The sequence below is a fragment of the Clostridium sp. MCC353 genome (assembly GCF_018785315.1).
Lineage (GTDB): Bacteria > Bacillota > Clostridia > Lachnospirales > Lachnospiraceae > CHH4-2.
In genome coordinates, this window is sequence record NZ_WQPN01000132.1 from 6,533 (window position 1) to 20,886 (window position 14,354).

Annotated in this window: 13 protein-coding genes; 12 read left to right on the forward strand and 1 reads right to left on the reverse strand. The window is 47.0% G+C overall.

Translation table 11 applies throughout. The features are described from left to right. Positions 1–14 precede the first annotated feature (14 nt). Positions 15–1,112 carry a redox-regulated ATPase YchF gene (gene ychF / locus GPL15_RS21535; protein ID WP_215700736.1) on the reverse strand — a complete coding sequence of 366 codons (1,098 nt, stop codon included), beginning with the start codon at positions 1,110–1,112 and terminating at the stop codon, positions 15–17. A 172-nt stretch (positions 1,113–1,284) separates the two neighbouring features. Here ychF and lgt point away from each other — a divergent pair, with 172 nt between their 5' ends. The 12 genes from lgt to GPL15_RS21595 all read left to right on the forward strand — a co-directional run bounded on the left by lgt (position 1,285) and on the right by GPL15_RS21595 (position 14,209). Then, positions 1,285–2,169 (forward strand): prolipoprotein diacylglyceryl transferase, encoded by an 885-nt coding sequence (lgt, locus tag GPL15_RS21540; RefSeq protein ID WP_215700737.1) that lies wholly within the window; start codon positions 1,285–1,287, stop codon positions 2,167–2,169. A 124-nt stretch (positions 2,170–2,293) separates the two neighbouring features. After that, positions 2,294–2,449 (forward strand): aspartyl-phosphate phosphatase Spo0E family protein, encoded by a 156-nt coding sequence (locus GPL15_RS21545; protein ID WP_215700738.1) that lies wholly within the window; start codon positions 2,294–2,296, stop codon positions 2,447–2,449. Positions 2,450–2,639: 190 nt separating this feature from the next. Further along, on the forward strand, positions 2,640–3,065 hold the full coding sequence (gene mraZ / locus GPL15_RS21550; protein ID WP_215700767.1) for a division/cell wall cluster transcriptional repressor MraZ: 426 nt from the start codon (positions 2,640–2,642) through the stop codon (positions 3,063–3,065). After that, complete coding sequence (gene rsmH / locus GPL15_RS21555; RefSeq protein ID WP_346345018.1) at positions 3,062–4,000, forward strand: 16S rRNA (cytosine(1402)-N(4))-methyltransferase RsmH; 939 nt, start codon at positions 3,062–3,064, stop codon at positions 3,998–4,000. The genes mraZ and rsmH overlap by 4 nt, the downstream gene beginning before the upstream one ends. A gap of 21 nt (positions 4,001–4,021) precedes the next feature. Then, a complete protein-coding gene (locus GPL15_RS21560) occupies positions 4,022–4,510 on the forward strand; it encodes a septum formation initiator family protein (protein WP_215700740.1) in 489 nt (162 codons plus the stop codon). 31 nt (positions 4,511–4,541) lie between these two features. Further along, positions 4,542–6,722: a penicillin-binding transpeptidase domain-containing protein gene (locus GPL15_RS21565; protein WP_346345017.1), complete on the forward strand. Its 2,181-nt coding sequence runs from the start codon at positions 4,542–4,544 to the stop codon at positions 6,720–6,722. Between the two features lie 61 nt (positions 6,723–6,783). Further along, on the forward strand, positions 6,784–8,544 hold the full coding sequence (locus tag GPL15_RS21570) for a penicillin-binding transpeptidase domain-containing protein (RefSeq protein WP_215700742.1): 1,761 nt from the start codon (positions 6,784–6,786) through the stop codon (positions 8,542–8,544). 62 nt (positions 8,545–8,606) lie between these two features. Beyond that, positions 8,607–9,575, forward strand: a complete 969-nt coding sequence (gene mraY, locus GPL15_RS21575; RefSeq protein WP_215700743.1) for a phospho-N-acetylmuramoyl-pentapeptide-transferase — start codon at positions 8,607–8,609, stop codon at positions 9,573–9,575. Positions 9,576–9,586: 11 nt separating this feature from the next. Next, positions 9,587–10,939: a UDP-N-acetylmuramoyl-L-alanine--D-glutamate ligase gene (gene murD, locus GPL15_RS21580; protein ID WP_215700744.1), complete on the forward strand. Its 1,353-nt coding sequence runs from the start codon at positions 9,587–9,589 to the stop codon at positions 10,937–10,939. Between the two features lie 45 nt (positions 10,940–10,984). Beyond that, entirely contained in the window at positions 10,985–12,121 is a 1,137-nt protein-coding gene (locus GPL15_RS21585; protein WP_215700745.1) for an FtsW/RodA/SpoVE family cell cycle protein, read from the forward strand. Between the two features lie 93 nt (positions 12,122–12,214). Beyond that, positions 12,215–13,468 (forward strand): UDP-N-acetylglucosamine 1-carboxyvinyltransferase, encoded by a 1,254-nt coding sequence (murA, locus tag GPL15_RS21590; protein ID WP_215700746.1) that lies wholly within the window; start codon positions 12,215–12,217, stop codon positions 13,466–13,468. Between the two features lie 15 nt (positions 13,469–13,483). Further along, the gene (locus tag GPL15_RS21595) at positions 13,484–14,209 is read left to right on the forward strand and encodes an FtsQ-type POTRA domain-containing protein (protein WP_215700747.1); all 726 of its coding nucleotides are present in this window, start codon (positions 13,484–13,486) and stop codon (positions 14,207–14,209) included. Positions 14,210–14,354: the final 145 nt, after the last annotated feature.

Genomic DNA, 14,354 nt, shown 5'->3' on the forward strand with positions numbered 1-14,354 from the left:
GTAACGTTCTCTAATTACACATTAAACCTAAACAGTATAACATCCCCGTCTTTTACCACGTATTCCTTGCCTTCCAGCCTCACTAATCCCTTTTCCTTAGCCGCGCTGTAAGTTTTGCAGTCTAAAAGATCCTGGTAGTTGACCACCTCGGCGCGGATGAAGCCGCGTTCGAAATCGGTGTGGATCTTTCCGGCCGCCTGAGGGGCTTTGGTGCCCGCTTTGATGGTCCAGGCTCTGGTTTCCTGGGGGCCGGCTGTCAGGTAGCTTAACAGGCCCAACAGGCTGTAGCTGGCTGCGATCAGTTTTTCAAGTCCGGATTCCTTCAGTCCCAGGTCCTCCAGGAACATCTTCTTTTCGTCTTCTTCCAATTCTGCAATTTCCTGTTCGATCTGAGCGCAGATGACAAATACTTCACTGCTGTTTTCAGCGGCAAATTCCCGCACCTTCTGCACATATGGGTTGCCCGCCGCGTCATCGGCCAAATCGTCTTCCGCCACATTGGCAGCGAAGATCACCGGTTTGTAGGTGAGCAGGTTTAAGGATGCGATGAAGGCCAGCTCGTCTTCATCGGAACACTCCATGCTTCTTGCCAGCTTTCCATTTTCCAGGTGCTCTTTCAGGGCTTTTAAGATGACCAGCTCTTTTGCCAGGGCCTTGTCATTGTTTGCGGCTTTCTGGGTTTTTGCGATCCTTCTTTCCAGGATTTCCAGATCGGAGAAAATGAGTTCCAGGTCGATGGTTTCGATGTCCCTGAGAGGATCGACAGATCCATCCACGTGGATTACGTTTGGATCCTCGAAGCAGCGGACCACATGTACGATGGCATCTACTTCACGGATATTGGACAGGAACTGGTTTCCAAGACCTTCCCCTTTGGACGCCCCTTTTACCAGTCCGGCGATGTCCACGAATTCGATAACGGCCGGTGTGATCTTTTCCGAGTCGTATAAGTCAGCCAGAAGCTGTAATCTGTGGTCCGGCACTGGAACTACCCCCACATTGGGATCTATGGTACAGAATGGGTAGTTGGCAGATTCTGCCCCCGCTTTTGTCAGTGAGTTGAAGAGGGTACTTTTGCCTACATTTGGTAAGCCGACAATCCCTAATTTCATATGATTTACCTTCTTTCGTTCTTAATAGCTTCTATAGAATATCATAGAATCCCTGAAAATAAAAGGACTAAACGCGCAAATGTCGATTTGTGAAGGATAATGTCGTGCGAAATAAATTGATTTTTGATATTTTTGGGGGTAAAATAGAGAAAACCCAGAAAGGAGATCAAAAGTGACAAAAGGGACGGACATAAGTTTCGTGAACCTGGGAATTGCGATTGACAATTTGCGGAGCAGTGTTACCGTCTTTGGATTCCGAATAGCATTTTATGCGGTCATGATTGTGATCGGCATGATTGCTGGCATTTGGATTGCTCAAAAAGATGCAGAAAGACGGGGACAAGACCCGGATTTGTATTTTGAATTTGCTTTGTATGCAATTGTATGTTCCATCATAGGGGCAAGAATCTATTATGTGGTATTTGCGTGGGATAATTACAGAGACGACTTGTGGCAGATATTTAACATAAGGGCCGGTGGTTTGGCAATTTATGGTGGGGTAATAGCGGCAGTTATTACATTGGCAGTATATTCAAAGGTTAAAAAAATATCGTTTTTCTCTATGGCAGATACCGGAGTATTAGGTCTGACGGCGGGGCAGATTATAGGCCGCTGGGGAAATTTCTTCAATTGTGAAGCTTTCGGTGGTTATACGGACGGTCTTTTTGCTATGAGAATCAGGCGGGCTTTAGTAAACGAAAGTATGATCTCACAGGATTTGGTCGATCATTTGATTGTGGAGGAAGGTGTTGAATACATTCAGGTGCATCCGACTTTTTTGTACGAGTCTTTGTGGAATCTTGGATTATTGGCATTTATGTTATGGTATCGAAAACACAAGAAATTTGAAGGTGAAATGATGTGGATTTATCTTCTGGGATATGGTTTTGGGCGCTTTTGGATAGAGGGGCTCCGTACCGACCAGCTAATACTGTTCTCTACGGGCATTCCGGTGTCACAAGCTTTATCATTTGTCATGGTGGTTGTATCAGCGGCGGTAATTTTCTATCAAAGAAAGCATTTATCTCCCCACCAGGCATCAAAGAGGAATTCATGAGTCCTTGTTAAGACGATTCTCCTTTCAGGAAAACTCCATTGACAGATTGCAGAATGCGGTATATGTATTATGTCAGATGAGAGGGAAATAACATAATATATAATGCACAAGAGGAGAAAATGATATGACAGTTTCTAAAGAAGAATTAATTACAAAGATAGAAGAGGCCAGACAGCGGCTGAACAACAGTATTGATTCCAAGAAAGAATATGAAATCATATATAAATACAGTGTGGAGCTGGATTTATTGATCGAACAATATATGGTGGCAGGTTATTAAATAAAAAGCATATGTAGAGGCGGTTGCGAAATGTTCGCAGCCGCCTCTTTTTTTCGGGATTTTTTTTGGAAAAATTTCTTGCTATTTCCTTACAAATATACTAGAATGATTATACAAGTGGTAGAAAGTGGTTCAAAGTGGTAGATAATGGTAGCAAATGGTTGCCAGGTGGTATGATTGGGTGATTACTATGTTTATGGGCGAATATAATCATACAGTAGATGCGAAGGGACGTGTTATCGTACCTTCTAAATTCAGGGAACAGCTTGGAGAGGAATTCGTTGTGACGAAGGGACTGGACGGCTGTTTGTTTGTGTATGAAAATTCCGAATGGAAAGCCCTTGAAGAAAAACTCCACGCGCTGCCTCTTACCAATGCCAATGCCAGAAAATTCTCAAGATTTTTCCTGGCGGGAGCCACCACCTGTGAAGTGGACAAGCAGGGAAGAATCCTTTTGCCGTCAGTCCTCCGCGATTTTGCAAAGATCGAGAAGGAAGCGGTGCTTGTAGGTGTCGGAAGCAGGATTGAAATCTGGAGTAAGGAATCCTGGAACGAAACCAACTCTTACGATGACATGGAAGAAATAGCTGAAAATATGGAAGGGCTGGGAATATAATGTTTGAACACAAATCAGTTCTGTTAGAGGAAACCATAGAGAGCCTGGCGGTCAAGCCGGACGGAATCTATGTGGATGGGACACTGGGAGGTGGAGGACATGCCTTTCATGTATGCTCTCTTTTGGGGGAACAGGGGCGTCTGATCGGGATTGACCAGGATGCGGATGCCATCGCTGCAGCTTCAGAGCGTTTACAGCAGTTTTCGGATAAGGTGACCATTGTAAGGAACAATTACAGGAACATGAAAGAAGTACTGAATGAGTTAGGGATCGATAAGGTGGACGGGATCTATCTGGATCTTGGCGTATCGTCCTATCAGCTGGACACCGCTGAAAGAGGATTTACTTATCGGGAAGAAGATGCCCCGCTCGACATGAGGATGGATCAGAGGAATCCTCAGACAGCGGCCGACATCGTTAATACATATGATGAAATGGAATTATATCATATAATCCGGGATTACGGAGAAGACCGGTTTGCCAAAAACATCGCGAAACATATCGTAAAAGCGCGACAGGAAAAGCCGATTGAAACCACCGGAGAGCTGATTGAGATCATTAAAGCGGCCATACCGGCCAAAGTAAGGGCTACCGGAGGACATCCGGCCAAGCGGACGTTCCAGGCGATTCGGATCGAGCTGAATCAGGAACTGGAAGTTCTTAACAGTTCTATTGATACCATGATTGAGCTGCTGAAGCCGGGGGGAAGGCTCAGCATCATTACATTCCATTCCCTTGAGGACCGGATTGTAAAAAACAGGTTCCGGACCAATGAAAACCCCTGTACCTGCCCGCCGGATTTTCCGGTCTGTATGTGTGGGAAAGTGAGCAGGGGGCGTGTGGTTACGAGGAAACCGATTATACCGACGGAAGAGGAATTGACAGAGAATAAACGGTCGAAAAGTTCTAAACTCAGGGTTTTCGAACGCGTTTAAGTTTTAAGGGAGGATAGGAGTATGGCTGCAAGACGTCAGGCGCCGGTGAACAGGCGCCAAGAGTATATTGAAGGTAATACCGTGCGTAAGATTGCTTCTCCGGAAAAGCGTCCGGCCAAGCGGACACCTGAAATCAAACATCATTCTGCTGTAGACCATACAGTGAGAAGAAATCAGGAAAAAGCGCTTAATATGGATCTTCCATATCTGCTGGCGCTAACAGTTGCGGCAATTTGTGCGTTATATTTGTGTGTTAATTATTTGCATATTCAATCTTCCATAACAGCCAGAATTCATAACATCGAAAATCTGGAAAAAGAGGTGGAAGTGCTGAAATCGCAGAATGATGCGTTGGAAACCAGAATTAATACTTACGTCGATCTGGATTATGTTTTTAAAGTGGCTACAGAGGAATTGGGGATGGTTTATGCGAATAAAGATCAGGTCCTTTTGTATGACAAGACGGAAAGTGAGTATGTAAGACAGTATGAAGACATCCCGAAACACTAATCCTAAACGAGAAAAGGCCTTTCAGAAATACATGCAGGAAAAGCTGGCGATTACCGTTCTGGTAATTACGCTGGCTTTGTTTGCATTGGTGATGGTCCTTTATAATTTGGCAAAAGAGAAAAATGAAGATTATACCCAGATTGTGCTGTCCCAGCAGTCCTATGACAGCCGCGTGATTCCTTACCGGAGAGGAAATATTGTGGACCGGAACGGAACCTATCTGGCCATCAGTGAAAAAGTTTACAATTTAATATTAGATCCGAAACAGATCATGTCGGATGAAAAGAATTTCCTGGAAGCTACTGTCACGGCATTGTCCACGTATTTCGGATATGATGCCAATGAACTGAGGAATTTAATTAAGGAAAAACAGGATATACAGTATGTAAGATACAGCAGAAAATTGTCTCTGGATCAGAAAGAGGAGTTTGAGAAACTGGTGAAAGAGACAAACCAGGCCAACTATAAGAATGATTCTCAGGCCAGAGTCAAAGGCGTTTGGTTTGAAGATGAATACAGGAGGGTATACCCTTACAATTCCCTGGCCTGCAACGTAATCGGATTTTCCTCCAGTGACGGCAAGCTCGGCACCGGGGGCATTGAACAGTATTACAACAACACCCTGATTGGGATAAACGGCAGGGAATACGGCTATCTGAATGATGACTCCAACCTGGAACGGGTGATTAAACCAGCGGAAAACGGCAATACGGTGGTTTCCACCATTGACGTTAATGTGCAGAATATCATTGAAAAGAATATCGAACAGTTTGAAGCGGAACTGGGCGGCAAGACGACCGCTGTGCTGGCCATGAATCCCAATAACGGAGAGATACTGGGAATGGCTACCAGCCATACCTATGATCTGAATAATCCAAGGGATTTGAGCGGATATACGGATACGGAGCTGACCGCTCTCGGTGAAAAAGAAGCCATGGATGATTATAAGAGAAAGAACAACGGCAATAAGATCACCGAAGACCAAATCTACGAGCATTACACCAAAGAGGAAGTGCTCTCCCTGGGCCAATTGGTGGCCTGGAACCAGAAGTGGAGAAACTTCTGTGTCAGCGATACCTATGAACCGGGTTCCCCTTCCAAAATCTTCACCGTAGCGGCCGCCCTGGAAGAAGGGCTGATCAATGCCAACAGCACCTATGTCTGCGACGGATATCAGGAAGTGGGCGGCTGGAGAATTAAATGTTCCAACAAGTACGGCCATGGCCTGTTAACTTTAGAGCAGTCCCTGATGGTATCCTGTAACGACGCCATGATGCAGATTGCCGCCCAGACCGGGCGCAGCCGGTTTGCAAAATACCAGAGGTTATTTGGATTTGGAAGCAGAAGCGGCATTGATCTCCCGGGAGAGGCAGAAACCAGCACCCTGCTTTTCAATGCAGACGATATGGGCGCCGCGGACCTTGCTACCAACTCCTTCGGACAGAACTATAACTGTACCATGGTCCAGCTGGCTGCGGCATTCTGCTCCATCATCAATGGCGGTTCTTATTATGAACCCCATGTGGTAAAGCAGGTGCTCAATGAGCAGGGAGCTGTGGTGAACAAGGTAGAACCCAGGCTGGTGAGAGAAACCGTTTCGGAATCCACCAGTGATTTCATAAAAAAAGCCCTGGATAAGACCGTTAACGACCCTATGGGAACGGGAAAAGGGGCCAGAGTTGTGGGATATGAAGTGGGAGGAAAGACAGGAACCGCGGAAAAATATCCACGTGCCGACAAGAATTATCTGGTATCATTTGCCGGATTCGCGCCCGCAGACGACCCACAGGTATTTTTATATGTGGTAATCGATACGCCAAACCTGCCGCCTGGCGAGCAGCAGGCACACAGCACATTTGCCAGCAGCCTGTTTCAGAAAATTATGACCCAGATGCTGCCGTACCTGAACGTATTTCCAACTTCTGAGATTCCGGTGGAACCGGAGGAAACCACGGCCCCGCAAAAGCCGCAGGAAGGAACTAATACGCCGGAAGAGGGCGCCAAACCGGCGGCAGGAGAGAGCCAGACGGCGCCTGAAACGGGCGGAGAACAGGAGACAGAAGCAGAAACCCAGCCAGCCCAACCGCAGACCTATCCGGAAGAAGAAGCGCCTGCAGGAGGGACAGAAGAGGGCGAACAGGAGCTTCCGGGCAAGCCGCCGGGGCTGGATAACACCCAGCCGGTTGAAACAATCCCGGCAAATCCATTTTAGAAACTCATAAAAATCCAGTTCTGTCATATACTGTAACAATGAGTGATGGATGGAACAGGTTATGAATTCAAATAAAACGCATCATCGGGGAAAGATAGCCATCCTGTGTCTCCTGTCATGTTTAGCCATGGTGGGACTGATGGGACGGCTGTTTTTTCTTATGGTTTTCCGCTCAGAGCATTACAGTGCCATGGCACAGGACCTTCATGAGAGAGAAAGAACCATTAAAGCCGCCAGAGGCAATATCATTGATGCCAATGGAGTTGTAATAGCCACAAACCGGACCGTCTGTACCATTTCCGTCATCCACAATCAGATCAAAGACCCTGACACCGTGGTAACGGTGCTCAGCGAAGAATTGGGGATTGAAGAGGAAGCGATCAGAAAAAAGGTGGAAAAGTACAGTTCCCGGGAGATTGTCAAGACCAACGTGGATAAAGCGCTGGGAGATAAGATCAGAACCTATCATCTGGCCGGAGTCAAAGTGGATGAGGATTACAAGCGTTATTATCCCTATGATTCCCTGGCATCCAAGGTGCTGGGATTTACCGGAGGGGACAATCAGGGCATCATCGGCCTGGAAGTGAAATACGAAGATTATTTAAAGGGAATGAACGGAACGATTCTCACCATGACGGACGCGGCGGGAATCGAGATAGAGAATGCATTTGAAGACAGGGTGGAGCCGATTGCGGGAAATGACCTGCATATCAGCCTGGATGTGAATATTCAAAAGTATGCCGAACAGGCAGCTTATCAGGTAATGGAGAAAAAAGGGGCAAAACGTGTTTCTGTCATCATCATGAACCCGAAGAATGGTGAAATCATGGCCATGGTTAATGCCCCGGAATTCAATTTAAATGAACCGTTTACTTTGAATTACGAAACGGAGGAAGCTGTTTCAGGAAAAGAAAAGCAGGAACTGTTAAACCAGATGTGGAGAAATACGTGTATCAACGACACCTATGAACCGGGCTCCACCTTTAAGATCATCACCGCAGCGGCGGGGCTGGAGGAAGGCGTTGTGAGGCTGGAGGATACATTTTCCTGCCCCGGATTCCGGGTGGTGGAAGACCGGAAAATCCGGTGCCACAAGGTAGGAGGCCACGGAGGCGAGACGTTTCTTCAGGGAGCCATGAATTCCTGCAACCCGGTATTCATCGATGTGGGGCAGAGGCTGGGAGTGGACGCTTATTATAAGTATTTTACCCAGTTCGGCCTGAAGGGAAAGACCGGCGTGGACCTGCCGGGAGAAGCAGCCACAATCATGCATAAAAAAGAGAACATGGGCTTGGTGGAACTGGCCACCGTTTCTTTCGGCCAGTCCTTTCAGATCACTCCCATGCAGCTCATAACCACAGTTTCGTCCATCATAAACGGCGGTAACCGGATCACCCCGCATTTCGGCGTAAATGCGGTCAATGAGGACGGAGATGTAATCCATACCTTTGAATACCCTGTCCAAAAGGGCATTGTTTCAGAAGAAACCAGCGAAACCATGAGATTCATTCTGGAAAAGGTGGTATCGGAAGGGAGCGGAAAAAAGGCGGCGCTTGAGGGGTACCGGATCGGCGGAAAAACGGCCACTTCGGAAAAACTCCCCAGAAGCCTGAAACGCTATATCTCTTCGTTTATCGGCTTTGCACCTGCCAATGATCCCCAGGTAATCGCGCTGATTACCATCGATGAACCGGTGGGAATTTACTACGGAGGAACCATCGCGGCGCCTGTGGTTGCCGACATTTTTAAGAACATTCTTCCTTATTTGGGAATAGAAGCAGAACAGGAAGAAACTGCTGCGGCGTTTCGAATCTATGGTTGATTATTCGGGGAAAAAGACGTATACTATTGACTGAATGTATACATAAGAATTTGAGGTGCGATATGATTAATGAAACGATATTGGCAATTATTATAGCCTTCGCTATCAGCGCGGTTTTGTGTCCGATAGTGATACCATTTCTTCACAAACTGAAATTTGGCCAGCAGGTCCGGGAGGATGGTCCCCAGGCTCATTTGAAAAAATCCGGCACGCCTACCATGGGCGGCCTGATGATCTTAACCAGCATTATCATTACGTCTTTGTTTTATATCCGATCTTATCCAAAGATAATTCCAGTGCTTTTTGTTACGGTAGGTTTTGGTATTATCGGCTTCCTGGACGATTATATTAAAATTGTGATGAAGCGTTCCGAGGGCCTGAATCCTATGCAGAAGATCGTGGGCCAGATCATTATTACAGGCATATTTACCTATTATCTGGTCAATTCGGGAGAAGTGGGGACAAAAATCCTGATCCCCTTTACCGGCGGCTTTAAGAGCGGTATGTATATGGATCTTCACTGGCTTTTCGTTCCGTTTGTATTCTTTGTCATGCTGGGAACCGACAACGGGGTGAACTTCACCGACGGTCTGGATGGCCTGTGCACAAGCGTGACCATATTGGTTGCAACTTTTATGACCATCATCGCCATCGGCGAGGAGAGCGGCATCAGCCCGATCACAGGGGCTGTTGTGGGCAGCCTTTTAGGTTTCCTTTTATTTAACGTATATCCGGCCAAGGTTTTTATGGGCGATACGGGATCCCTGGCCCTGGGCGGTTTTGTGGCTGCCAGCGCGTTTATGATGAGGATGCCCCTGTTTATTGCCATTGTCGGCCTTATTTATCTGGTAGAGGTATTATCTGTTATCATACAGGTTACTTATTTTAAAAAGACAGGCGGAAAACGTATTTTTAAAATGGCGCCGATCCACCATCATTTCGAACTGTGCGGATGGTCTGAAACCAGGGTTGTTGCCGTATTTTCCATTACGACCGCTATTCTCTGTCTGGTCGCATACTTAGGATTATAGGAGGAAAGAACATGAGTCAGAAAGTTATCGTTGCAGGTGCAGGTAAAAGTGGAATTTCAGCAGCTAAACTTCTTCTGGAGATTGGGGGAGAGGTTGTTCTTTACGATGGAAACATGAATCAGGACCCGGATGAACTGAAAGGGAATTTTGAAGATTCCTCCAAAGTGACGGTTGTTTTAGGCGATTTAAAGCGTTCCGACCTTCTGGGGGTGGAACTGTGCATCATCAGCCCCGGAATCCCGTTAGAAGCCCCGTTCGTGGCCGTATTGGATGATCTAAAGATTCCGATCTGGAGTGAGATCCAGCTGGCTTACCACTGTTCCAAAGGAAAGCTGGCCGCAATCACCGGAACCAATGGAAAGACCACAACCACCGCCCTGACAGGGGAGATCATGAAAGCTTATTATGAAAGCGTCTTTGTGGTGGGAAACATAGGAATTCCTTATACTGAGATCGCTCTCAGCACAGAAGATGATACGGTTACGGTTGCTGAGGTCAGCAGCTTCCAGTTGGAAACCATCATGGACTTCCGGCCAAATGTCAGCGCTATTTTGAATATTACCCCGGATCACTTAAACCGCCATCATACCATGGAAAACTATATCCAGGTGAAGGAGAGCATTACCATGAACCAGACGGAAGAAGATGTCTGCGTTTTGAATTATGAGGATGCCGTATTGCGCGAATTCGGAAAGAGTGAAGGCCTGCTGCCCAAGGTGGTATTTTTCAGCAGTTCCCAGAAATTGGATGAAGGCGTTTATCTGGATGATGATATGATTATATATAAGCATGACGGAAAGATGACACAAGTGGTGGATATACATGAACTCCAGTTGTTGGGAAAACACAGTTATGAGAATGTGATGGCTGCTGTGGCCATTGCAGTCAATATGAACGTTCCCATGGAGATCATCTCAAAAGTGGTGAAGGAATTTAAAGCTGTGGAACACCGGATCGAGTTTGTCATGGAGCGCTTTGGCGTTAAATACTACAACGATTCCAAGGGAACCAATCCGGATGCAGCGATCCAGGCCATCAAGGCCATGCCGGGCCCCATCATTCTCATTGCCGGTGGTTACGATAAGAATTCGGAGTATGATGAATGGATTGAAGCCTTTGAAGGCAGAGTACGCTATATGGTGCTGATCGGCCAGACCAGAGATAAGATTGCGGAATGTGCCAAAGCCCATGGCTTTACGGATATCATGTACGCGGAAGATATGGCAGAGGCAGTCCGGGTGTGTTCCGTTTACGCGGATTCCGGCAACTGCGTCCTCTTATCGCCGGCGTGCGCAAGCTGGGGCATGTTCAGCAATTACGAAGAGCGCGGCGAGATTTTCAAAGAATGTGTAAGAAATCTGTAATCATAACACAAAACCGGAACCAGGCATCAGGGAAGGAGGAACAGGATGGAGAAAAAGAAGAAGAAAGTCCGACGTTTTTATGATTACAGCCTGCTTTTTACCATCATCTTCCTGACCATATTCGGTCTGATCATGATTTACAGCGCCAGCTCCTACACGGCGCAGTTAAAATACGATAATGCCGCTTATTTTATGGCGAGGCAGGCCAAGATTGCCCTGGGCGGCTTTATCATGATGATCGTCATTTCCAAGATGGATTACCACTGGTATGCCAAGTTTGCCGTTTTTGCTTATATCCTCTCGTTTATCCTGATGGTGGCGGTATCTCTGTTCGGTCGCGAAGTAAACGGTAAAAAGAGATGGCTGGGCATCGGCCCGCTGTCGTTTCAGCCCACGGAGCTGGTTAAAATCACCCTGATTGTTATTTTAGCCACTGTGATCACATTGATGGGAAGGAACATCAACAAGCTGAAAGCCGTGGTGGTGGTCATTTTAATCACCCTTCCCCTGGCGGGGCTGGTGGCAATGAATAACCTGAGTTCCGGCATCATCATATGCGGAATCGCCTTTGTCATGCTGTTTATTGCATGCAAGAAGAAGTGGCCCTTTTTTCTATGCGGAATTTTCGGGGCGTCGGGCATCATTTTCGCACCGCCCATAGCCCATGCGCTGACGGCCATGAAGATCTTAAAGCCTTATCAGCTGAGCCGTATCAACGTGTGGCTGGATCCGGAGGCTTACCCTTCAACCGGCGGTTATCAGGTGCTTCAGGGGCTTTATGCCATTGGTTCAGGCGGACTGGTGGGCAAAGGCCTGGGAGAGAGCATTCAGAAGCTGGGATTCGTGCCTGAGGCCCAGAACGATATGATCTTTTCCATCATCTGTGAAGAGCTGGGGCTGTTTGGCGCGGTATCGGTCATTCTGATCTTCTTATTTATGATTTACCGCTTCATGCTGATTGCGGGCAATGCCCCTGATCTATTCGGCGGCCTGATCGTAGTTGGCGTTATGGCCCATATCGCAATTCAGGTTATACTGAACATTGCGGTCGTTACCAATACAATTCCCAACACGGGAATCACCCTGCCGTTTATCAGTTACGGAGGCACGTCGGTTTTGTTCCTCATGATTGAGATGGGGATGGTTTTAAGTGTGGCAAATCAGATAAAGTTAGAAAAATAATTACATACGCAGGAGGAAACCTGGTTTGAACAAGGTTCACTCTTAACCTTTTTTACATAGGATATAATATATAAAACCGTGGGAGGTAGCAGATTGTCTACGATTCAGGTTGAAGGGTTACATTCCTTAAAAGGTGAGATTGAAATCCAGGGTTCGAAAAATGCGGTTCTTCCTATGATGGCAGCGGCTATTCTGAATACAGGAACAACAGTTATTGAAAATGTCCCCAGAATACAGGATGTATTTTGTATGATGGGGATTTTAGAATATCTGGGATGTGTTTGCAGTTTTAAAGGTCACAGGATGGTGATCGATGCGTCTTCCATCACTTCAGCCGACATACCTGAAAGCTACGTCAGAAGCATGCGTTCTTCAATCATGATTCTGGGCGCGCTTTTAGGGCGGTGCGGGGAAGCCGTTACCCAGTATCCGGGGGGCTGTTCCATCGGCAAGAGGCCCATTGATCTGCATTTGTATTCCCTGAGACGTCTTGGGGCCGAAATTCTGGAAAAGGATGAGCATGTATATGCCCGGGCCTGCTGTTTAAAGGGCAGTGAGATCCGGTTATCTTATCCCAGTGTGGGAGCGACGGAGAATGCCCTTATGGCGGCTGTACGGGCGGAGGGGGATACCATCATCCATGGAGCCGCCCGGGAACCGGAGATTGAAGAACTGTGTCTTTTCCTTATTAATATGGGGGCTCATATCGAAGGCGCAGGAACCCCGGTTCTGCGCATTGCCGGAGGCCGGAAGCTTCATGATTCGGTCTATCGTGTAGCCGGTGACAGGATTGTGGCTGGAACCTATATGGCGGCAGTGGCAGCGGCCGGCGGAAACGCCGTGCTGAACGGAATCCGCCCCCAGCACATGGAACGGGTTCTGGCGGAGTTTAAAAGGATGGGGATGGCCATTGAAGCGGAGGACAGAAGAATTCTCTTAACTATGAAATCAAGGCCTCTGCCGCTTAAACTGGAGACAGGGCCCTATCCTCAGTTCCCAACGGACCTCCAGTCCCAGGTTATGGCTGTTATGTCCGTAGCGGAAGGGGACAGCGTATTGATTGAAAATGTATTCGAAGGAAGATTTGAGACAGCAAAAGAGCTGATCAAACTCGGCGCTAAGATCAGGACCCATGAGCGGAAAGCCCGGATTGAGGGAAGTTTTCCACTTACCGGAGCCTGTACCGAGGCCAGGGATTTAAGGGGAGGAGCCGCTTTGGTGGTGGCCGCGCTGGCTGCAGAAGGGAAGACGGAAATCGGACAGTGCTGCCATATCATGAGGGGCTATGAAGACATATGCAGGGATTTGAGATGCCTGGGCGCAGAGATTGAATACCAGGTATCCTGAAACAGGAGAATAAATATGACAGATTCCTCAAGAAACAAAGGGAAAACCATAATCGGTATCGTTCTGGCAGTCCTGTTAACTGCCGGAATACTGGTACTTTCTGTTAACATAAAGACCGTAACGGTATCCGGGAATAAGCAGTATACGGATGAAGAAATTGTAGAGCTGGTTTTACATGACCAATGGGATTGGAACACTTTTTTCTGCTATTTGCGGGATAAGTTTCAGCCTCATAAGCAGATTCCTTTTGTGGAGGATTATAAAATTGTGTTCCAGGGGTTAAACCAGGTGGAGATCATTGTATATGAGAAAAGTGTGGTCGGTTATGTGTCTTATATGAGCAGTTATATGTATTTCGATAAGGACGGCATAATCGTGGAGAGCACAGGGACAAAACTGGACGGTATTCCATGGATTACCGGTTTGAAATTCGGGCATATCGTCCTGCACCAGCCTCTTCCGGTGGAAAACCAGAAAATCTTTGAAGAGATTCTCAATCTGACCCAGGTTTTAACCATGTATGAGATCGCAGTGGACAAGATCCAGTACGACAGCCATGGACAAGCCACCCTTCATATCGGAGAGATCGCGGTGGTTTTGGGAGATAACAGTGAGATCAGCGGAAAGATTGCCACCCTGCGGGACCAGCTCCCGGTACTGGAAGGGAAGGCAGGAACCCTGTATCTGGACACCTATGATGAAACCAAGGGAGATATGTGGTTTTCCTTTATCAGGAAATAGTGTTATAATATGTTTTTAAAAAAGTTATAAAAAAGTGGTTGATATTTTTGTTGAAATAAAATATAGTATTACATAGACTAGTTTTAGGATTACAGTTAGTGTGGAACAAATAGATAGATTGCAGTGCGCTAAAGGAGGATACGTT